The sequence below is a fragment of the Flavobacterium sp. RHBU_3 genome (genome assembly GCF_046613565.1).
In the GTDB taxonomy this organism is placed as follows: domain Bacteria; phylum Bacteroidota; class Bacteroidia; order Flavobacteriales; family Flavobacteriaceae; genus Flavobacterium.
This window is the reverse complement of record NZ_JBKJHC010000020.1, coordinates 1-21780: the sequence shown is the minus strand read 5'-3', so window position 1 is coordinate 21780 and position 21780 is coordinate 1. Positions and strand designations below refer to the sequence as shown.

Annotated in this window: 15 protein-coding genes; 8 read left to right on the top strand and 7 right to left on the bottom strand. The window is 40.8% G+C overall.

Annotated features, from left to right (window positions below):
- Positions 1 to 4: 4 nt before the first annotated feature.
- A complete protein-coding gene (locus ACLI1A_RS19060; protein ID WP_411410292.1) occupies positions 5 to 667 on the bottom strand; it encodes an HAD family hydrolase in 663 nt (220 codons plus the stop codon).
- 162 nt (positions 668 to 829) lie between these two features.
- Between ACLI1A_RS19060 and ACLI1A_RS19055 the strand changes: the two genes are divergently transcribed.
- The 8 genes from ACLI1A_RS19055 (at position 830) to ACLI1A_RS19020 (ending at position 11566) form a co-directional block, all read left to right on the top strand.
- Positions 830 to 1006, top strand: coding sequence for a histone H1 (locus tag ACLI1A_RS19055; RefSeq protein ID WP_411410291.1), 177 nt, complete (start codon positions 830 to 832; stop codon positions 1004 to 1006).
- Positions 1007 to 1530: 524 nt separating this feature from the next.
- Positions 1531 to 2367 (top strand): serine O-acetyltransferase EpsC, encoded by an 837-nt coding sequence (epsC, locus tag ACLI1A_RS19050; protein WP_411410290.1) that lies wholly within the window; start codon positions 1531 to 1533, stop codon positions 2365 to 2367.
- An 18-nt stretch (positions 2368 to 2385) separates the two neighbouring features.
- Entirely contained in the window at positions 2386 to 3294 is a 909-nt protein-coding gene (gene cysK / locus ACLI1A_RS19045; protein WP_411410289.1) for a cysteine synthase A, read from the top strand.
- Positions 3295 to 3376: 82 nt separating this feature from the next.
- Complete coding sequence (gene cobA / locus ACLI1A_RS19040) at positions 3377 to 4192, top strand: uroporphyrinogen-III C-methyltransferase (protein WP_411410288.1); 816 nt, start codon at positions 3377 to 3379, stop codon at positions 4190 to 4192.
- Positions 4179 to 5882, top strand: a complete 1704-nt coding sequence (locus ACLI1A_RS19035; RefSeq protein ID WP_411410287.1) for a sulfite reductase flavoprotein subunit alpha — start codon at positions 4179 to 4181, stop codon at positions 5880 to 5882. The genes cobA and ACLI1A_RS19035 overlap by 14 nt, the downstream gene beginning before the upstream one ends.
- Positions 5883 to 5902: 20 nt before the next feature.
- The gene (locus tag ACLI1A_RS19030; protein WP_411410286.1) at positions 5903 to 7546 is read left to right on the top strand and encodes an NADPH-dependent assimilatory sulfite reductase hemoprotein subunit; all 1644 of its coding nucleotides are present in this window, start codon (positions 5903 to 5905) and stop codon (positions 7544 to 7546) included.
- Positions 7547 to 7566: 20 nt separating this feature from the next.
- Positions 7567 to 9012, top strand: a complete 1446-nt coding sequence (locus ACLI1A_RS19025) for a TSUP family transporter (RefSeq protein WP_411410285.1) — start codon at positions 7567 to 7569, stop codon at positions 9010 to 9012.
- Positions 9013 to 9022: 10 nt separating this feature from the next.
- On the top strand, positions 9023 to 11566 hold the full coding sequence (locus ACLI1A_RS19020; protein ID WP_411410284.1) for a TonB-dependent receptor: 2544 nt from the start codon (positions 9023 to 9025) through the stop codon (positions 11564 to 11566).
- Between the two features lie 48 nt (positions 11567 to 11614).
- Here ACLI1A_RS19020 and ACLI1A_RS19015 read toward each other — a convergent pair whose 3' ends face one another.
- The 6 genes from ACLI1A_RS19015 to ACLI1A_RS18990 form a co-directional block, all read right to left on the bottom strand.
- Positions 11615 to 12667, bottom strand: coding sequence for a LacI family DNA-binding transcriptional regulator (locus ACLI1A_RS19015; RefSeq protein ID WP_411410283.1), 1053 nt, complete (start codon positions 12665 to 12667; stop codon positions 11615 to 11617).
- A gap of 157 nt (positions 12668 to 12824) precedes the next feature.
- Positions 12825 to 14774 carry a RagB/SusD family nutrient uptake outer membrane protein gene (locus tag ACLI1A_RS19010; protein WP_411410282.1) on the bottom strand — a complete coding sequence of 650 codons (1950 nt, stop codon included), beginning with the start codon at positions 14772 to 14774 and terminating at the stop codon, positions 12825 to 12827.
- A 12-nt stretch (positions 14775 to 14786) separates the two neighbouring features.
- Positions 14787 to 17876, bottom strand: a complete 3090-nt coding sequence (locus ACLI1A_RS19005; RefSeq protein WP_411410281.1) for a SusC/RagA family TonB-linked outer membrane protein — start codon at positions 17874 to 17876, stop codon at positions 14787 to 14789.
- 457 nt (positions 17877 to 18333) lie between these two features.
- Positions 18334 to 19329, bottom strand: a complete 996-nt coding sequence (locus ACLI1A_RS19000; RefSeq protein WP_411410280.1) for a PfkB family carbohydrate kinase — start codon at positions 19327 to 19329, stop codon at positions 18334 to 18336.
- A 136-nt stretch (positions 19330 to 19465) separates the two neighbouring features.
- Complete coding sequence (locus ACLI1A_RS18995) at positions 19466 to 20590, bottom strand: endo-1,4-beta-xylanase (RefSeq protein WP_411410279.1); 1125 nt, start codon at positions 20588 to 20590, stop codon at positions 19466 to 19468.
- A 12-nt stretch (positions 20591 to 20602) separates the two neighbouring features.
- Positions 20603 to 21700 (bottom strand): glycoside hydrolase family 43 protein, encoded by a 1098-nt coding sequence (locus ACLI1A_RS18990; protein WP_411410278.1) that lies wholly within the window; start codon positions 21698 to 21700, stop codon positions 20603 to 20605.
- Positions 21701 to 21780: the final 80 nt, after the last annotated feature.

The following is a 21780-nucleotide window of genomic DNA, read 5'->3' as shown; positions in this document are numbered from 1 at the left end:
TAAACTATTGTTTAGAGAGTATTTCTTTTACTTTAGCTACGTTAATTTCAGAATAATCATTAATGTAGAAATCGCATGGAGGCAGTTCTTCTTTAGTATGAGAACTTAATACGCCTACAACCTTCATACCTGCGTTTAAACCCGCCGATACACCGGAAAAAGAATCCTCAAATACAAGACACTGGCTTGGCTCTAAGCCTAAACGTTCGGCAGTTTTAAGGTACACCTCAGGTGAAGGTTTATGAGTTGAAACATCTTCACTAGACATAACCGACTCCATTTGACTACGAATTGCCAAACCGTCAAGGATAAGATCAAGATTGGCACGTGGAGCGGAAGTAGCTACACCTGTTAATATCCCCTCTGCTTTAAGTTCACTTAAAAAAGCCTGATAGTGTGGTAATGATTGTATTTGAGTTTTGTAAATTTCGCGAAACATAGATTCCTTTTCATCTTCTAAAGAAAGAAGCTCTGCTCCCTGCACAGTACGCTTAAAAAAATGCGACATAATATAACCGTTATGCTTGCCGTACATATGCGCTTCAAATTCCGGTTCCGAATAAGGAATTTCATATTTATCGAAAAAAGCTTCAAAAGCCTTCTTGTGGAAAGGATTGGTGTGGCAAATTACACCATCCATGTCAAAGATAACACCTGTTTTATCCATAAAATTTTGTTATTCTGCCCGTAAAGGTACAGGTTTTCATACTTACAGGAAAACAAGAACTGTCAGTCTTTAAATTCTGATAAAAAAAACCTTATTAAAATCATAAATAACATTGTGTTGAAAGGCAAAATCGTATTTTTGCCATCCTTATTTAAAACTATTATGAAAGACCTTTTTGACAAAATCGCAGCAGAGTACGAAGCCTTCCAGAAAGATGCAACTCTACAAATTGAAGCAGGTAACAAAGCAGCCGGAACACGTGCACGTAAATCTGCATTAGAATTAAGCAAACTTATGAAGGATTTCCGCAAAGTGTCTGTGGAAGAATCTAAAAAGTAAAACAAAGGGCTGTCTTCTTAAAAAGGCGGCCCTCTTTTTTACCTTAAAAAAAGTATATCAAACAATTACACAAATATTACCTCACTCTTTTTAAGGTAATAACGGCGCACTCTGAAAGACTTTTTTACATTTTTAACCAATTTTTGTTGCGCCGTAAAAAATTATTTATACATTTGCCTTAATATCATTTCAAATAAAGACATGAATTTTAAAGCTTGCAATATGTGTTGTTTTGTACCGAGTTTTTCGGCAGGGCACGCTATGGCATAATTTTAAAACAAATTATAATATACAAGCCTCTGCACAGCAGGGGCTTTTTTTTTACATATCATGAAATATATAACTTTTGTATCGGTAGCATGTTGTTGTTCTCAGAAACCCTGGGACAAGTTATGCTGTGTGTACCTTTACTAAAGCGCGTATACTATACAATAACCTAAGTCCCTCTGCCCGAGGGACTTTTTTTTTGCCCAAAATCAAGTACTGGCTTAATCAATGAAAACAGAAAATAAAACTTAATAGCTATGGAAGCAGTAGAACATTATAATACAAGAGCTATATATCGTGCAAACCTGGTTGAAAACAGAATACACCTGGATACAAACAAAGTAAGGCATTGGGTAGACGAGTTATTTGCATGGCTGTTTTGCCAAAAAGAGCAATACATAAGCTACACAATATTTCAGCATAAAGAAGTTGAGCTGCGTGATGTACTGAAAGGCTTCTTTTTGCAGGAACGTATCCCTGCTACCGAAGCACAAACCCTATCAGGGCTATTCTTTGCCAGACTGGGGGTTATACATAATACGTTGCTGGATGACTTAAATGCAGTACTGGAATTTGACCCTGCGGCAAAATCAAAAGATGAAGTACTCCTTGCCTATCCCGGATTCTTTGCGCTTTCGGTACACCGGTTAGCTCATGAGCTATGGAAGTCAGGCCTACAGGTTCTTCCACGCATTATTAGTGAGTACTCTCACAGCAAAACAGGTATAGACATTCACCCGGCAGCGAACATTGGTAAGCGTTTTTTTATAGATCACGGCACCGGGATTGTAATAGGCGAAACCGCCGTAATAGGTAACGACGTAAAAATTTACCAGGGAGTAACCCTTGGAGCACTATCGGTAGACCGCGACCATACTTTTAAAAAACGGCATCCTACCATAGAAAACAACGTAATACTCTATGCAAACGCTACCATACTGGGTGGTGATACCGTAGTAGGCACCCGTTCGGTTATAGGAGGAAGTGTTTGGCTCACAGCATCTGTACCACCCGATTCGCAGGTATTTCACAAGGCGGAAAACAAAACAGCTACAAGAAAGAAAAAGGATCTTGTACAAAACTTTAGTATTTAAACACAAACATTCAAGAATATGAAAGCAAATTCAATTTTAGAAACCATAGGGAAAACGCCTGTGGTACGCATAAACAAACTGTACAACAACAAAAATGTTTTTATAAAACTGGAACGTACAAACCCCGGCGGAAGCATTAAAGACCGTATAGCCCTGGCCATGATAGAAGATGCAGAAAGAAAAGGCCTGCTTACTCCGGAGAGCGTTATTGTAGAGCCTACATCGGGTAATACGGGTATTGGTATCGCCCTTGTAGCTGCCGTAAAAGGCTACAAAGTAATACTGGTAATGCCCGAATCGATGAGCGTGGAACGCCGAAAACTAATGCAGATTTACGGTGCTGAATTCGACCTTACCCCAAGGGAAAAAGGAATGAAAGGCGCTATAGAACGTGCTGCAGAGCTACTTAAAGAAATACCTAATGCATGGACACCCGCACAGTTTAACAATCAAGCAAACGTATGGGCGCACCAACAAACTACAGCTCTCGAAATTCTAGAGGACTTTCCTGAGGGCATCGATTACCTGGTTACAGGCGTAGGTACCGGCGGGCACATTACCGGTGTTGCATCGGTACTAAAACAGCATTTTCCTAACCTAAAGGTTATTGCGGTAGAGCCAGAACTTTCACCGGTGCTGTCTGGTGGTAGCCCTGCCCCGCACCCCATACAAGGTATTGGTGCCGGTTTTGTACCTGAAATTTACCAGAGTAAACTCATAGACAGTATAATAACGGTAAGCAGAGATGCTGCTTTTCAATACGCTAAAGACCTTGCTACTAAAGAAGGAATTTTGGGAGGAATATCTACAGGAGCTTCACTAGCAGCTGTGGCACAACTTTCGGAAACCATTCCTGCAGATGCGGTGGTACTTACCTTTAACTACGATACCGGAGAGCGTTACCTTTCGGTAGACGGTCTTTTCTAAGAAATCTCAATTAAACATTTTGTAAGAATTTACCTTATTTAAACAATAAGGCAAGGATTCTTATACCCTAAACACAACGAAAATGAATATTAAAAAAGGAAAAGTTATACTGGCCGGTGCAGGCCCCGGCGACCCGGATTTGGTTACCCTAAAAACCCTGCGCTATCTGCAACAAGCCGATGTAATACTAACAGACAGGCTGGTTTCTCCCGAACTGATTTCAGAGCACGCCCGCAAGGATGCCCATATTGTTTATGTGGGAAAACAATGCTCTAAGGGCATACATACCCCACAAACCGACATAAATGACCTTATGGTAGAACTGGCGCTTAAAGGGCACCTGGTACTACGCCTTAAAGGCGGCGATGTGTCGTTATTCTCTAATGTACTGGATGAACTTCAGGTTTTAAAAAAACACAAAATACCCTACGAAATGGTCCCTGGTGTTTCGGCTGCTTTTGGCGCCGCTGCGTACACGGGTATTCCGTTAACCGCACGCGGACATTCAAGGGGTGTACGCTTCCTTACACTGTATGACCTTTCTACAGTGAAATATGCTCAATGGCTTGACTGGGCCGAGACCGATGATACATTGGTATTTTACATGAGTGGTCAAAAACTGGAAGAGCTTACGCAAAAACTTATCCGTATTGGCATTGACCCCGAAAAAGGGATTGCTATAGTACAACAGGCTACTACCCCATTCCAGAAAACAACCATACGCAACTTTTATGACCTGAATAAAAAAGGGCTACCAAAGTTTGAATACGTACCTACCCTGATAATTATTGGCAATGTAGTAAACCTGCATAAGCAATATTCCTGGATACAGGAAACAGCCGGTAACGAGTCGTATTTTGATAATCATAAAAACACATTTCAGTATGCTGCCGGATAGTAAGTTAGCAATATTAAAAGAACTGGTAAAGGTTTCCTCGCCCGAAGAACTTATATGGTCTAAAGGTTATATAGCAGGTTTCCTTGAAGGAAGAAATAGTATAGGTACACCTGTGGCAGATACAGCAATTATACCTGTACAGGTTAAGCCCGTTATTGTGTACGGCACCGAAACGGGTAATGCAAAGAAAGTAGCATCGGGGTTACTGGCATCTTTTAAAAAGAAAAAGATCAATGCCCGTACGGTAGATATATTTGGGCTGGACCCAAAGAAGCTTGAAAAAGAGTCGCATGTATTGTTCATTATCAGTACCCAAGGCGAGGGCGAGTTCCCGCTGAGTGCTCAGGCATTTTATGAACAGCTTACCACAAAAGACTATAACCTGAAAGAGCTTTCCTACTCGGTATTTGGGTTAGGAGATTCCTCTTATCCTTTATTCAACCAGGCAGCAATAGCGCTTGATGAAGCCCTGGAAAAACACGGAGCTAAACGCTTACTACCTTTAGTTAAAGCCGATGTAAACTATGCCGAAACCGTTTCGCAATGGGAAAATGATTTACAAACGGCCTTTGCGGGTGTAAGTGTTGCAACAACAACAGTTGTAACTTCTCCTTCGGTAAGTAATACGCATACTAAAGAGATACACAAAGGTATACTGTCGCACAAGGTAATACTAAACGATACAGGCTCTAACAAAGAAACCTATCATTTGGAAATTAGTACCAATGAAGAAGTACAGTATGCACCGGGCGATGCCCTTGGCGTAATAGCCAGAAACAGTACTGCAAAAATAGTCCCAATACTTAATTGGCTAAAACTGGAAGGAAGTACCGATATAACCATTGGTAATGAAAGTAAATCAGCTACAAATTGGCTTGCAGAAAAAAACATCTTAGGGCTTAGTAAACGTTCGGTTAAGAACATTGGAAAGTTATTACACATTGATTTCAGGGATGAAGTAACCGATCTTGAAGATTTGCTATCACAAGCAGCACTGCCTGAAGAATTTAAAGCGGCAGCATTACTTAAGGAATTACTTCCGGTAGCTCCAAGGCTGTATTCTATTTCGTCATCTCCCGAGGCACACGATGGTGAGGTGCACCTTACCGTGAACCTGAATACCTTTAAAGCTAACGGGACTGAAAAGCAAGGACTGGCTTCAACATACCTTACCGTTTTTGAAGCCGATGAAACATTCGACTTTTATATCCATCCTAACCCCAACTTCAGATTGCCGGAAGACGACCGCGATATTATAATGATAGGTCCCGGTACCGGCATAGCGCCTTTCAGGAGTTTTATAGCACATCGTGATGCTACCGGAGCCGATGGCAAAAACTGGTTGTTCTTTGGTGAGCAGCATTTTGTGCTCGATTTTTATTACCAAACCGAGATTCAAGACTGGCTGGCTTCGGGAGTGCTTACAAATCTCGATGTAGCTTTTTCACGCGACCAGCAGCACAAAATCTATGTACAGGATCGCATTCGTGAAAAAGCGGCTGAGTTTAACCAATGGTTGCAAAATGGCGCGGTACTCTACATCTGCGGACAGAAAAGCCCAATGAGTACCGATGTGGAGCGCGCTATTATAGAGGTAATAGCCGAACAGCGCAACATAAGCCTGACTGATGCTGCCAATGTGCTGGAGCAACTGGAAACCGAAGGCAGGTATAAAAAAGATGTTTACTAAAACTATTTAAGACAAAACAAATGAGCGATAAACTATCGGCTGTTGAAAAAATAAAAACTGCCAGCGATGGCCTTAGGGGCACGTTAAAAGAGAGTATACAGGACAACCATACCGGAAACCTGCGCCCGGACGATCAGGTATTGGTTAAATTTCATGGTATGTACGTGCAGGACGACCGCGACCGCCGTGCAGAGCGTGCTGCAAAAAAACTGGACAAGCTGTACTCGTTTATGATACGCCTGCGCATACCCGGAGGTGCCATAACCGCTAAACAATGGGCTGCACTACACGAAATATCTGAACAATACGGCACAGGTACCCTAAAAATAACTACACGACAAACCGTACAGTTACACGGGTTGCTAAAGCACCAGCTTCGCCCTACCATACAGGCGTTTAATACCGCAAAGCTTGACTCTATTGCTGCCTGTGGCGACGTAAACCGAAATGTAATTGTAAGTTCGCATCCGCAACTCTCACCCGTACACGAACAGGTATATGCATATGCCGATAAAATATCGCAATTGCTGCTGCCTAAAACACAGGCGTATTACGAGGTATTTATTGATGGCGAAAAAATATACGAACGCTCTGTAGAGGCAGACCCACTATACCAGGACCGTTACCTGCCACGTAAGTTTAAAATAGGTATTGCCATACCGCCCTCTAACGATGTGGATGTTTTTACTAATGATATAGGGTTAATAGCCATAATTGAAAACGATGAGCTTAAAGGCTTTAACATATCAGCGGGCGGCGGGCTTGCTACTACGCACGGCAACAGTGCCACATATTCGCGCCTGGGCAGTATTTTAGGTTTTACCGATAACGAAGAAGATACCCTAAAAGCGGTGTATGAGATACTTACCATACAAAGGGATTTTGGTAACCGCGAAGACCGCAAATTTTCGAGGCTGAAATATACCATAGATAAGCTTACGGTTTCGGGCTTTAAAAAAGAATTGGAAAAACGCATAGGCTTTGAACTGAAGGAAGCCAAACCGTACACCTTTACAGAGCGCAGCGACCGATACGGTTGGCAACAAGGACACGACGGTAAGTGGTATTACACATTGTTCATTGAACATGGCGTGGTAAAGCCTTATCAAAAAGAGTTTCTGGCTGAACTGGCTTTACTTAACATTTCCAACTTCATTTTCACGGCAAATCAAAACCTGATGCTGGGCGAAATAGCTCCTGAAAACAAACAGGCCATTGAAGCACTGATTTCTAAATACAACATAGAAGCCGAAACCAGTGGTTTACGCCGAAATTCTATGGCGTGTGTGGCTTTACCTACCTGTCCGCTTGCCCTTGCAGAAGCACAGCGTTACCTGCCCGAATTGGTTACAAAATTGGAGCCTTTGTTAGAACGCTATAACTTATTGCAAGACGATATTGTAATACGGATGACGGGTTGCCCTAACGGCTGCGGGCGTCCTTATGTGGCAGAAATAGGTTTTGTGGGTACCGGCCCGGGCCAATACAACCTGATGCTGGGCGGCGACCGTTATGGAGAACGCCTGAACAAACTGTACAAAGAAAAACTGGATGAAACCGAAATTTTAACCGAAGCGGATCTTCTTTTTAAGCAATTTGTAATCGAAAGACGTATAGGTGAAACCTTTGGCGATTTTGCCAATAGAACCTTCTTTCAAAACTGAGAGAAGAAAAAAATTGCATTATGAAAAATACATTGTTCCCCATATTCCTGAAAACCGAAACCTCCCGCTTCCTGATTGTGGGAGGCGGTAAGGTGGGGCTGGAAAAAACCCAAACCCTGCTGAAACAAAATCCGGATGTGCTGATAACAGTAGTATCGCCAGAAATAAATCCTGAATTGAGAAGTATTATACTGTTAAATGAAAACATTGAGTTGCTGGAGCGTGAGTTTATAACAGAAGATTTAAACGAAGTAGACTTTATTATTATAGCTACAGCCAATACTGCATTAAATAGAGGTATACGCGAACAGGCCAAACAAAAAGGCGTGCTGGTAAACGCAGCAGACCAGCCCGCATTGTGTGATTTCTACCTGGGATCTATAGTAAACAAGGGGAGCCTAAAAATAGCTTTTTCTACCAATGGAAAGTCACCGGTATTAGCTCGAAGGCTGAGGGAGTATTTTGAGCAGGTAATTCCTGATGAAGTAGATACTAGCATCAATCAGCTTAATAAACTAAGGAATGCCCATGCCGGTGATTTTAGCGATAAACTAAAAACGTTGAATAAGATAACCGCTCCATTGGCTGTAAACAATAAAGCGCCTGGAACGAACAAAAAGCTGATTACAACCGCATCGCTATTGTTTATGGTATTTATTGTAGGTTACAGTGTTTCCGCTTTGCTATCAGGAAGAGAATTGTTGCATTTGGTTTCCGGTGTCCCTTCTAGTTTCTACATAATGCTGGCAGTGGGGTTTGTTGCCCAGCTGGTAGACGGTGCACTGGGCATGGGTTACGGAATTATGTGTTCTACCATGATGATGCTCTTTGGGGTTAACCTACCAGTAATTTCCAGTAGTATACATACCGCCGAAGTATTTTCGAGTGCGGTTAGCGGCTACACTCATTACAAATTTGGCAATGTAAATAAAAGACTACTCTTGTGGTTGGCAATACCCGGCGTTTCGGGAGCGGTAGCAGGCGCGTTACTCCTTATTTACGTTGGGAATACTTATGCAACCCTGGCCTATATAACAGTAGCTATTTATACATTTTCTATTGGTTTACGCTTGATTTACCTGGCCTTAAAAAATGTAAATGCCAAATCAAAAATAAAGAAAGTGGGCTTTTTAGGATTTACAGGAGGCTTTATGGATTCATTTGCAGGTGGCGGTTGGGGGCCTATTGTTACCTCTACCCTATTAGCAAAAGGAAGAAAGATGAACTTTGTGGTTGGTACTGTTAGCCTTTCAGAATTCTTTGTAACGTTTGCCGCGGCGGTTACGTTTTTTGCTTCCTTGGGTATTACCCACTGGACAACCTTAGCCGGAATAATAATAGGAGGTACTATTGCAGCGCCGTTTGCAGCACGCTTGTCGGGTAAACTACCACGAAAAATAGCATTACTGCTTGTGGCAACCTTAGTAATAACATTTAGTATAAGAATACTATTAAAACTACTCTGATTAAAAAACTATGAAACCAATTATATACACCTTTTTTCTTTTTATACTGGGTACCACTGTTTATGCGCAAACAGAAATTAACGGCATAATCACAGATCAGGGAGGGCTACCCGTACCCGGGGTTACGGTACTTTTACAAAATTCCACCATATCAGTAACAACCGATGCTGATGGTATATTTACTATAGCAAATCAAATCCTGCCCGCAACTCTAAACATAACATTCCTAGGGTTTAAGGGTCAAACAATAGTAGTTGATGAAACAACAGCCCTACCGCTGCAAATAACCCTGACCGAAGTGTTTGACACCAGCTTAAATGAGGTACTTATAACATTACGTCGCCGTAAGGAAAATGCACAGGACGTACCCATACCTATTTCGGTTATAAGTGGCAGGCTGGCAAACGATGCAGGAGCTTTTAACGTAAACCGTATTAAGGAACTGGTACCATCAGTACAATTGTATTCATCAAACCCCAGAAATACCGGATTAAGTATCCGCGGGCTGGGTACAACATTCGGCCTTACTAACGATGGAATAGACCCAGGGGTAGGTTTTTACGTAGACGGGGTTTATTATGCACGTCCGGCCGCTACTACCCTGGACTTTATAGACCTTGAACAAATTGAAGTACTGCGTGGTCCACAAGGTACTTTATTTGGAAAAAATACTACTGCCGGGGCATTTAACATAACAACAAAAAAACCGCAGTTTAACTTTGGAGCTACTGTTGAAAATAGTTTTGGTAATTATAATTTCATACAGAGTAAAGTATCCATAACAGGACCTTTTAGTGAAAAACTTGCCGGTAGGCTTTCATTTTCAGGCACACAGCGCGACGGTTTACTGTATAATGTACGCACTCAACAACATGTAAACGACCTGAATAATGTAGGGCTGCGAGGACAACTACTTTATAAGCCTGATAATACTGTAGATGTATTATTCGCTATTGATTACACCCGTCAGCGCCCTAACGGATACGCACAAGTTATTGCCGGGGTGGCTCCTACACATAGGCCTGCTTACAGCCAGTTTAACCAGATCATTGCCGACTTAGGATACACATTACCCAGTACTAATCCATATAACCGTATAATAGACCAGGATACTCCTTGGCGGTCTAACCAGGACATGGGAGGTGCATCTGTAAATGTGAATATTAAAGTAGGCGATGGTTTACTTACCTCAACCTCCGCATGGCGTTTTTGGGACTGGGATCCCAGTAACGACCGCGACTTTACAGGCTTACAGGGATTAGCCAAAAGCGAGGCTCCAAGCAAGCACCGCCAGTGGAGCCAGGAAATACGTTGGGCAGGTACACTTACCGAAGGACTCGACGGCGTTTTTGGCTTATTTGCCATTGGGCAACGTCTAAGGGCAGATGGTGCACAAATAGAAGAAGCAGGTGCAGACCAATGGCGCTTCAGCCAAAACAGCACAAGCGAACTATGGCAAACTCCCGGATTGCTAAACGGATATGGAATACGCACATACCCCAGCCTGAATAGTTTTAGCGGGGCTTTTTTTGGGCAGGTAGACTGGTCTGTAACCGATAAAGTGAACATACTGCCGGGAATCAGGATTAACTATGACGATAAAGACGTAGATTTCCGCAGGGAAACGTATGGCGGCCTGCAAACAGACGATCCTGCCTTAATAGCACTTAAAAATTCAGTGTATAGCAACCAGGAATTTACTGCACACACCAATGATACTAATTACAGCGGACAACTTACTGCGGCATACAAACCTACTAAACGCTTGAATATTTTTGCAACAGGTGCCACAGGATTTAAACCCGTTGGACTAAACCTGGGTGGGCTTCCTAATGCTAACGGGCAGCCAATGACCGAACTGGCTAAAATAAAGCCCGAACGTGTTTTTCATTACGAGGCAGGTATTAAAACAATTCCTTTTGAGAATTCGACGCTAAACTTTGTAGCTTATAATACTGATATAAAAGATTACCAAACACAGGTACAAACAGCGGATCTTTCTGTTAACCGTGGCTACCTGAGCAATGCAGATAAGGTGCGTGTACGCGGTGTAGAAGTCGACGCTACTGTACGTATAACCAATCACCTTAACTTTTATGGAGCAGTGGCCTATACAGATGGCAAATATGTAAAGTTTACCAATGCACCGGTACCACTTGAAGAGACAGGTAGTGCCACATACAAGGATATTTCGGGTTCAGTGCTACCGGGTATTTCTAAATGGGCCGGATCACTTGGCGGAGAAGGTTCTTTTAACGGATCGCTTATAGGCCTTAAAGGAGAATACTTCCTGGCAGTAGACAGCTACCACCGAAGTGAGTTTAGCAGCAGCCCATCACCTTCAAAATATCTGGTTGTAGAAGGTTACTCATTAGTTAACGCCCGTGCAGGTTTTCGCGTTGCAGATAAGTTTAGCCTGTATGTTTGGGGACGTAATATATTTAATAAGGATTATTTCGAGCAACTGTTACCAGGAGCAGGAAATGCCGGCCAATATGCCGGTGTACTGGGCGACCAGCGTACTTACGGGGTTACTGTAAGGTTTAACATCTAAAAAATTGCCTCATAAATCAACCTGATGTTTTATGAGGCAGTTTTATCCTTATTTTAAAGTATTAAGAGTATCAGTTGAGTTACGCAATTGTAATGAAGTTTCTAATAATACCGTATGAGGATTAACACGCTTACTCCCTTCTCCGTCAAGTTTAATAAGTTCTACGAGTTTATGCAGGGCTAAGTACCCCATATCTTTAGCGGGTTGCCTTATAGCAGATAATGGCGGATTAAGTGAAAAAGCAATATCAGTATTTGCAAAACCTATTACTGCAATTTCGTCGGGTACCTTTATATTCATTTGTGCCAAGACGCCTAAAGTTCGTATGGTAATGAGATCTGTAGCCCCAAAAATTGCATTTGGTGCTATATTCATTTCCCTGAGTTGTAATATGGATTCTTTAATCTTAGAATCAAGCTCTTCTCTATCCTCCAGGTTACAAAACACCATATATCGCGGATTAATGGGAATATCAAGATTTTTTAGCGCTTTTTTGTATCCTAAAATCCTCTGATTGTTGTCACCAAATTTATCGCCTGTAATAAACAAAATGCGTTTCCTGTTTATGTTTATAAGATGCTGGGTAGCTTCCAGGGCTCCCATATATTCATTTACACCTATTTTTATGGTACGTATATCAGGATTAATACGATCGAAAAGCACTACCGGACACACATTGTCGTTTATATAATTAAGATAATCAGAATTTGAAGTTTCGCTTACCGGCGCCAGCAATATTCCGTCTACACCCTTAGATATAAGTGCATCAAGGCAATTTTTTTCATTTTCTACATTTTCCAGACTTTGCATAATGATAATGTCATACCCCGCTTCATATGACGCTTTATAAATTCCATCTATCACCTGCCCTAAAAATGTACTGCCTACAAAAGATGAAATTACAACCCCTATTGATGTAGTATGCCCTACCTTAAGGCTTTTGGCAAAACGATTAGGCTTATAGTTATTTTCGCGGGCATAATCAGTAATTAACTGTTTTGTGCCGGGGCTTATTTCATAACTGTTATTTAAGGCTTTAGAAACCGTAGAAACAGAAACATTAAGAGCTTTTGCAATATCTTTTATAGTAATATTAGACATACTTTATATGCAGCAAAAAATTAAAGAAAACGTTTTCTGTAAATTTAAACGGATTTTTACAGAAAAGCTAAATTTTAGGCTTTAAAACAAATATAAAAAGAAAAAGAGGCTGCCAAAAGCAACCTCTTCCCCATAGTAACCTAACCCAATTGTAAAACTAATAACCCGGATTCTGATAAGCATCAATTTCAGCGTCACTCATTTCCATAGCATCTAACTGTCCTTGCGGTATAGGCCTTAAATAAAGATAAGGCTGTATATCGCGCTGAAAAGTTTGAGGTGTATGGTCTGCAAATGTGGGGCCGCAAATAACATAAGTTGATGCCAGTTCTGCCCATTTTTGGGTACGAACAAGGTCGTACCAACGGTAGCATTCGCCAAAATACTCCCTTGAACGTTCTGCCAGAATGTAATTTATATCTATTACTGCCGGAGTAGCAGCAATCATCTGTGCGCTATGGTCTTCACTTTTAGCTATATTGTCATTGTTATCCCAACGCCATTTTCCGGCACGTGCCCTAAGAACATTTACCAAATCGTAAGCTGTTTTACCTGAAGATGTTGCCGCACCTTTAACAGCAGCTTCTGCAGCAATAAGGTAAAATTCTGAAAACTTAGCAATGTTAAACGGACGTGTACTACCGGCATTTGGTTGACCTAAACCGGTACCGTTATCAGTACGGTACGGCCCCTGTTTCCATATACTTGGAAAAGAAATCCTGCTTACAGCCGTAGGAGACCTTACATAATCTGCCCTACCGGCAATAACACCTGCTCCCACATTACTTTTATACGTACTATTACTGTAATCTATAGATTCCGACGGCTCCTCGTCTAAGAAGGTCATTACAGCATCGCCGGGTACTACCTGTTCATTATTTGCATTATATAAAAATGCGTAATTAAGGTTGCCTTTAGGCCAGTTTGCCCTGAAAACCGTTGTAAAAGTACCATCGTAGCGCGAGTCGTTTGTTTTATCGGCAAAAGTATTAGTTATTGTTCCTATAGTAGGAGCCATACATGTCCACGGGCGTCCATACTTTTGAGCAGCCTCACGTTGTACAGAGCTTATAAGAGATGTTTGCCCCGCATCTGCTGCGCTCCTTATAATGGTATAATTCCATGTCATCATCCAGCTGGCAAAATTATCGGGAGAAGCACCTGTACCGTAAGTAAGGCTGCCTCCATTATAAAACTCGCTCGATTGTGTATGATCTGCATAAAGCAATATTTCATTATTACGATCATTTTGTGCAAGGCTTACATCATAAAACGTAGGCTGTAGCCCGAATGAGCCAGGGTTATCTATAGCCTCGGTAGCCACGTTGTAGGCCTGCTGAAAGTACCAGGATGCATCGTGCCCATCAGGGTCAGTACGAGATGTTTCCGGATATGTAGGTATGTTACCCGGGTTTTGCAGCCACCATGCATACGTAAGGTAAGCCTTAGCTAAGTATAGCTTAGCAACTGTTTTTGTTACACCACCTGTTACTCTGCCTGCATCAGGCAGGTTTGCCACAGCAATCTGAAGATCAGGAAATATAGCCTTTGTATATACTTCCGGTACAGTATTCCTAACTGATACACGGGTAGCCGATGTATTAAAATTAAGCTCACCTGCACCTAAATCTAAAGGTACTCCTCCAAAAGTTTGTACAAGCATAAAATAATCAAATGCGCGGAAAAATCTTGCTTCAGAGATAAGTGACTCAGATATTCCTACAGTTGTAGCATTTTCTATAATACCACTGGCAGTGTTTATGTTAGGAAAAGCTGCATACCACAAAACATCGGATCTGCTTGTTGCACCGGTAAGCTGCCCCACCCCAGACAAATCCATATCTTTAAAGTTACCATCGCCACTTGCTCCATATGTAACTTCATCAGTTCCGGTCATACACATGTTATAGTAATACCCATTACCGTATATGTACCTTAAGTGTGCATACATAGATGTTAATCCGCCATAAACACCCTTTTCAGTTTTAAAATATTCCGGTGTATAAATACTCCTGGGTTTTTCGTCTAACACATCAGTACAACTCGCAAGAAACATCCCTGAAAATAGCACTAATACTAACTTGGTTTTTATATGTTTAAATTTCATAGTGTGTTTTTTTTAGAAAGTTATGTTCATACCAATCATTAAGTTACGTGTAACCGGTGTATTAACACCTTGGGTTAACAAACGTCTTTGATAAGAGCTAACAGCCGAGTTTTCATCGCCATAAGAGTTTGTTTCAGGATCCATTCCGGTAGCTTTATGATAAGGTGAATATATTACCCAAGGATTCTGCAATGTTGAATACAGCCTTAGTTTTTGAACACCATTTCTTTTAAGAAAATCTTGTTTAAATGTATATCCTAGTGATATGGTACGTATTTTTACGTAAGAACCATCAAAATAGCCTAAAGTACTACCATACTTAGGGTTATTACTGCTGCGCTGCGATTTAGGATTAGGATATCTTGTATTTGTATGGTCTGGAGTCCAGTAATCTACATCTACTTGTCCTCTACGTCCGTCCATAAGGTTTAAGTAACCTGCTGAGCCATATAATGTGCTTATAAGTATACCTCCATTTTGAAATGCACCTACGATACCTAAATCAAATCCTTTATAATTAAAGTGGGTGTTAAAGCCTCCCTGATATTTAGGGTTTACATCCATTATCTGGCGGTCATCTGTACCTATAGCCCTTACAGGTGTTCCATCGTCGTTATACTCACCTGTATATTTCACTTTTATCATTCCTAAACCATTATCTACAGTAGGGTCATTTGCCGCACCAGGCTCAAGTATTGCAATGTAAGGATCTCCTTCCTGCCATAAGCCTACCCTTTGATAATCATAAATAACATTAATAGGATGCCCTACAAACCACCAGTTACTTTCATCTCTCGTAGCACCCGAAGCCAGCGAAACCAGCTTATTTCGGTTTGCGTAAAGGTTTATACCTGCATCCCAAGAAAATCCGTCAGGATTGTCTATAATAAGGCCATTTAGAGTAAGTTCAAATCCTTTGTTTTGGGTAGCGCCAATATTAGCAGTATAACTACTAACACCAGAGGTAGCCGGAAGACCTACACTAAGTAATACATTGTTTGTGTCTTGTACATAGTATTCTACAGTACCGGTAATGCGACTGTTGAAAAACCCAAAATCTACACCATAGTTCCAGGTTTTAGAGTATTCCCATCCAAGTTTAGGGTTTGGTAGCTGAGACACATAATAACCGGTAGAGTAAGTACCACCAAAGTTATAAGGCCTTGTACTTAAAAGTCCAAGCGTTTTATATGGGTCTACAGACTGGTTTGATGTTTCACCGTAACCTACCCTAAGTTTTAAAAGATCTATAGTTTTAGATTCTTTTAGGAAAGATTCACCTTTAATGTTCCAACCTGCTGAAACAGCTGGATAGGTATGCCACTGATGGCCCGGTGCTAACCTTGATGAGGCATCTGAGCGCATTGTAGCACTTAGCATGTACTTATCATTATATGAATACATAACGCGCCCCATATAAGAAAGTAAACCACTTTTTTGATACGCCTGGTTAGCAGGATTAATGGTAACCTCTCCCTGTGCTTGTCCTAAATTATAGAACTGGAAAGCATCAGACGGTATGTTTTTAGCACTAATAGAAGAGCTGTTATACATATTTTCCTGAGCTGAATATAAAGCTACAGCGTTAACTTTATGTTTCTCAGAAAAAGTATGGTCATAGGTCAATAAGTTTTCAATAGTCCAGTTAGTAGTAAGTGAATTGCCTATTGATGCCACAGAAGGCGTATCGGCTGTTGTACTGAAAACACCTTCGCCGGTATAACTACCACTATTACTTGTACGTACTGTACCTCCTAAATTAGTACGGAATTTAAGGCCGTCTACCCACGGAATTTTTACTTCTCCATACAATGTGTTATAAGATGAAAATGCCTTAGTTTTATCTACATATTTATCGCCTAAATGTTCTAATGTGTACTTGCTGTATACCCATTGTTCATCAAGAGGCATTCTTACTGTACGTTTCCAGCTGCCGTCTTCATTATATGGGTTAGCCAGCGGAGACATACTTAGTACTCCATACATATTAAGGCTATTACCATTGTTTATAGAATAGTTATTATTTGAAGTAAAACCAAAACGAAATAGTCCTATTTCCTGATCTAAAGACCCTTGTAAGGTTACGCGCTGATAATCCTGTAAAGGTATTACGGCCTCCTCTTTATAATAGCTTGTACTAAAATTATAGCTACCTTTTGGAGTTCCGCCGCTTACACCCATGTAGTGGTTCTGCATGGTACCTGTCCTGTAAAACAAGTCTTGCCAGTTTGTATTTACATCGTCAGCTTCGTCCAGCCCGTTTGTATACATACCGGCGGCAGTACGCAACTTAGCATATTTTGGCCCATTCATCATTGGGTAATAAGAAAAAACCTCTTTTGTACCAAAATAGCCGTTATAAGTAAAATGTGCCTCACCACCTTTTTGACCTTTATTTGATGTAACAAGTATAACACCATTGGCACCACGCGAACCGTAAATAGCTGTAGCTGAAGCGTCTTTAAGTATCTCTATACTCTTTATGTCATCAGAGCTAAGATCGCTTAATGAGCCGGCAAAAGGTATACCATCTAACACAACCAGAGGGTCATTGCTCGCATTTAACGATCGGGTACCCCTTATACGGATTTGCATAGTGGCACCCGGCTTTGTAGAAGTTTGAGCCAGTTCTACACCTGCAAGCCTACCCTGTAGCGCCTGGGTTATGTTTGCAGCAGGCATTTCCCTGAGCTGCTCCCCTTTTATAGATACTACAGACCCTGTAACGGCCTCCTTGCGTTGGGCACCATACCCCACAACAACTACTTCTTCAAGCTGCTTGGTATCACTTTCAAGTGTTACATTTAAAGTAGTCCCCGTAACAGTAATTTCCTGTGTTTTAAAGCCTACAGATGAAAATACAAGTACAGTACCGGACGGTACAGAAATTGTATAGTTACCATCAAAATCAGTGGTAGTGGCATTTGTAGTGCCTTTAATAACAACATTTACACCCGGTACACCCAGCTTGTCTTCTGCCGAAGTAACTGTTCCGGTAACACTTATATTCTGCGCCTGCATAATAAAGTGAGGAGCTAAGAATAACGTAAATAGTAACAACATCCGTTTAGATGCTATTAATACTTTGTAGAGGTTCTCCATAAATTAAATTAGTTAGTTATTGATTAAAATAAAACGTGTTTGGTTATAGCTATTCATAATTAAATTTTCTTAAACTAAAACGATTTCGAAAACAAGGTGTTTTTTTCTCATTAAAAAATTATTTAAAAAATTAACAAAAAGATTTATTGATAAAATTCCAAAACCAGGATGATTCCAGGTTTACTCTATATTTCCTGTTCATGCTTACAATGCATTCAGGAGTATAAAAAATTAATAACTTATGGTATTATAGACCAAAAGTAAAATTTACAAATTTAGATGCCATAAATACCATCATAAAAACTACGAATACGTTTTAGTAAATTTGAAGTAATATATAATTCATATAAAATAAATTATTATAAATTACATTTTTTTAAAAAAACATAAAACAAAAATACGGTATTAATAATTTTAAAGTTAATAAACCTAAACAAACCACTACTGCATACAAAAGCTATTGAAACCGTCTCGAAGCCTGTAATACTGCTATAATTTCATTAACTGTAGCCTCATTATAATCTCCTTTTACAGTATGCTGTAGTGCAAAGGCGGCGATAGCAAAATTAAGCGCATGCTGCTCTTCATGAAATCTGAGTATATAAAGTAATCCTGCGGCAAATGATTCTGAAGTACCTTCATCATCTACAATACAGCCTATATCTATTTCAGGAGTTTGTATATATCTTTTATTTACCCATCCGCGTCCATAACAACGAGAGCCATTACAAACCTTGTCAAAAACTGAGGTAATATTAGGATATAACTCATTTAGCTTAGTGCACGCAGCGGTAAAGGCAAGAGTATCATCACCAAAATCAGTTTCTAAAAGCATATTGATATTTTCTACGTTAGCAATTACTACAGATGAATATGGTATAAGCGAGGTAACAATATCTCGGGAGAAGTCTGTTATACCGGGGTTAACGAGCGACAAATCTGTAACTACGCTTATAGTATCTGCCTGGGCACTTTGAAGTATTTCTGCAAGCCTGCCGGCAGCATCTTGAAGTCTCACAAAGCTCGCCGACCAAAATAACCAACCGGCATCCTGAAACACATTTTTCCATGACACTGCGCTCCAGTCAAATGTTTCTAATGGACTTTTTGTTATGCTGTTAGCTACTTTAACAGGGGCTTTGTCAACACTCTTTTCCACTAAACAAATACACAACGGAATTGTCGTCTTTTGTACATATTGGGTATTAATACTTCTGTGTTTCATGAAATCTAAGACTGTTTCACCCAGCGTATCGTCTGAGATTATAGTAAAATGTGAAACGTCCTGACCAAGGCTTGATAATGATGCAGCTACATTCATTTCACAACCTTTAACCGAAAAATCAAGAGTCATTGGTTGTGTTACTCTAAAGTGTCCCTTTGATGTAGCCATCATATACACTTCACCTATTGTTATTACCTTATTTCTCGCTTTGTAGTGTGTCATTTTCATATACTATAAGGTTAAACCTGAATCTTTTGTTATTCACAAAAAGCAATAAAATAACCTGCCGGAACCACCCGGCAGGTTTAATGTAAAAAACCCAAACTCTCTATTTAATGATGATATTAAATATTCTCTATACTCATTATTTGGCTGCCTGCAATATTTTAGCAACTACATCTTTCTTTAAAGAAAGATCCCTGCTAAAAGGCAATGGATAGTTGGTTCGCCCCCGTATAGGCCAGTTGTTTAGCCATGTATTCCTATCTGAAAGCCCCCAAAATGTAACCCGGTCTATATTATCGCTGTATTTTACAAACAGCTTAAAAATATTGCCATAGCGGTCAGCCAACTGTTGCTGCACATCAGTGGGTAAACCGGCAGTATAAGGGTTTAGCCGTTCCTCATACTTTGCAGTATTTGCCACATCAGCGGTGGTACTAGCACCTTTATCAGGCAGCACAGATATGTCAAACTCAGTAAAGTTTACTACTATACCTACGTTAATAAAATCGCGTATAAGCGCTTCCACCTCTTTATCAGTACCATGCCACAAGCTGTAATGTGCCTGCTCCCCTACTGCTTTTATAGGCAAACCTTTTTGTTTTAACTGCTGTACAATTTCTATTGCCCCACTACGCTTTTCACTTTGGTTCAGGTTATAGTCGTTGTAGTACAGTTCAGCGTGAGGGTCGGCTGCATGGGCATATTCAAAAGCCTTTTCTATATAATCGTCGCCAATAATCGTCCTCCATTTCGAGTTGCGCAATGAGCCATCTTCATTAAGGGCTTCGTTTACCACATCCCAGCCTTTTATAATGCCTTTATACCTATGCATCACGGTTTCTATATGGTCTTTCATACGGGCCAGCAGGGCTTCGCGGGTAAGGTCGTTACCCTTAGCGTCTTTAAATACCCAGTCGGGCGTTTGCGAATGCCACACCAGCGTATGCCCAATGATGAACATACCCGACTGTTTACCAAACTCCACATAAGCATCAGCAGGACGAAAGTTGTATGTGCCTTCTGCCGGGTGTATGTTTTCCCATTTAAGGTCGTTCTCAGGGCTTATACAGTTATAATACTGTTTTATAAGATCTTGTTCTTTCTTATCAACACCCATTGCCTGCTGTCTGTTTATAGCTACCCCAACATAAAATTTGTCCTTAAAAACAGACTTAAACGTTTGTACATCCTGCTGTGAATGCGCTGAACCAATGGTTAAAAACAGACAACCAAATACTGCTATATACTTACTTACAGTTTTCATAAACATGATTGTTTATGAATTGATCAGCTGTAAAGAACCATCTGCATTGTGCACAAGTTCAGTCACCTTTATGTTCCTAAGGTGTGTTTTGCCCGAAAGCTGGGTATCATGGTAAAACAGGTACCATTTACCCTTAAATTCTACTATAGAATGGTGCGTGGTCCACCCTTCTACCGGGTTCATAAAATGACCTTTATATTCAAATGGTCCGGTAGGCTTATCGCCCACAGCATAAGCAAGGTAATGGGTATCTCCGGTAGAATAGGTAAAATAATATTTGCCTTTGTACTTGTGCATGTATGAGCCTTCAAAAAACCTCCTATCGTGGTCTTTGGTAAGCAACGGCTTGCCCTCACTGTCGTTGATAATAATATCGCCCACGGCTCCGTCAAACTGCAACATGTCTTTAGTAAGCTTAGCTACCTTGCAGTTAAGAGCCGGTTCATCGGGCTTTTCAGAATCGGTTTTAGAGCCGTTAGCCTCATATTTTCCTGTAGCCCAACGCTGTAGCTGCCCACCCCAAATGCCTCCAAAATACATGTACGACGTACCGTCTTCATCGGTAAAAATGGCCGGGTCTATGCTGTAACTGCCTTTTATAGGTTCTTTTTCAGCAACAAACGGACCGGCAGGGCTTTTACTGGTAGCCACCCCTATACGGAAAACATCCTGCTTATCTTTTACAGGGAAATACAGGTAGTAAGTACCGTTTTTAAATTCGGCATCGGGTGCCCAAAGCTGGCGCCCTGCCCATGGTATATTTTTAATATCAAGCCCTACACCGTGATCGGTAACTTTACCGCCTACACTATCCAAAGAAAATATGTGATAATCCTTCATATCAAAATGATCGCCGTTATCATTTTCAGGCGTGCCGGCATCAATATCGTGTGACGGATATATGTAAATTTTCCCTTCAAATACTCGTGCCGAAGGGTCGGCTGTATATATATCTGACACAAGTGGTTGAGAAAGGTATTTCTTAGCTTCAGGCTGTGCTGCCTCCTTGTTTTCTTCTTTATGTTCCGGTTCTTTTTTACAGGCTGTAACACTTAAAGCCATTATCGCCAGCAGGCATGCTGTAGCCCTTGTAAAATATCTTTTGTTCATCGGTTTTGTTTTTAACTAAATCGTTATAGTTGTTTTCAGAAAAATAAGCCACTCCCCTAAACAGAGTGGCTTCAATATAT

Bases quoted from the DNA above. Each gene is read 5' to 3' on its own strand.
- ACLI1A_RS19015 (WP_411410283.1), bottom strand. From the start codon at position 12,667: ATGTCTAATATTACTATAAAAGATATTGCAAAAGCTCTTAATGTTTCT.
- ACLI1A_RS19035 (WP_411410287.1), top strand. From the start codon at position 4,179: ATGCTGCCGGATAGTAAGTTAGCAATATTAAAAGAACTGGTAAAGGTT.
- ACLI1A_RS18995 (WP_411410279.1), bottom strand. From the start codon at position 20,590: ATGAAAACTGTAAGTAAGTATATAGCAGTATTTGGTTGTCTGTTTTTA.
- ACLI1A_RS19055 (WP_411410291.1), top strand. From the start codon at position 830: ATGAAAGACCTTTTTGACAAAATCGCAGCAGAGTACGAAGCCTTCCAG.
- ACLI1A_RS19005 (WP_411410281.1), bottom strand. From the start codon at position 17,876: ATGGAGAACCTCTACAAAGTATTAATAGCATCTAAACGGATGTTGTTA.
- cobA (WP_411410288.1), top strand. From the start codon at position 3,377: ATGAATATTAAAAAAGGAAAAGTTATACTGGCCGGTGCAGGCCCCGGC.
- ACLI1A_RS19000 (WP_411410280.1), bottom strand. From the start codon at position 19,329: ATGAAAATGACACACTACAAAGCGAGAAATAAGGTAATAACAATAGGT.
- epsC (WP_411410290.1), top strand. From the start codon at position 1,531: ATGGAAGCAGTAGAACATTATAATACAAGAGCTATATATCGTGCAAAC.
- ACLI1A_RS18990 (WP_411410278.1), bottom strand. From the start codon at position 21,700: ATGAACAAAAGATATTTTACAAGGGCTACAGCATGCCTGCTGGCGATA.
- ACLI1A_RS19010 (WP_411410282.1), bottom strand. From the start codon at position 14,774: ATGAAATTTAAACATATAAAAACCAAGTTAGTATTAGTGCTATTTTCA.
- ACLI1A_RS19020 (WP_411410284.1), top strand. From the start codon at position 9,023: ATGAAACCAATTATATACACCTTTTTTCTTTTTATACTGGGTACCACT.
- ACLI1A_RS19025 (WP_411410285.1), top strand. From the start codon at position 7,567: ATGAAAAATACATTGTTCCCCATATTCCTGAAAACCGAAACCTCCCGC.
- ACLI1A_RS19060 (WP_411410292.1), bottom strand. From the start codon at position 667: ATGGATAAAACAGGTGTTATCTTTGACATGGATGGTGTAATTTGCCAC.
- cysK (WP_411410289.1), top strand. From the start codon at position 2,386: ATGAAAGCAAATTCAATTTTAGAAACCATAGGGAAAACGCCTGTGGTA.
- ACLI1A_RS19030 (WP_411410286.1), top strand. From the start codon at position 5,903: ATGAGCGATAAACTATCGGCTGTTGAAAAAATAAAAACTGCCAGCGAT.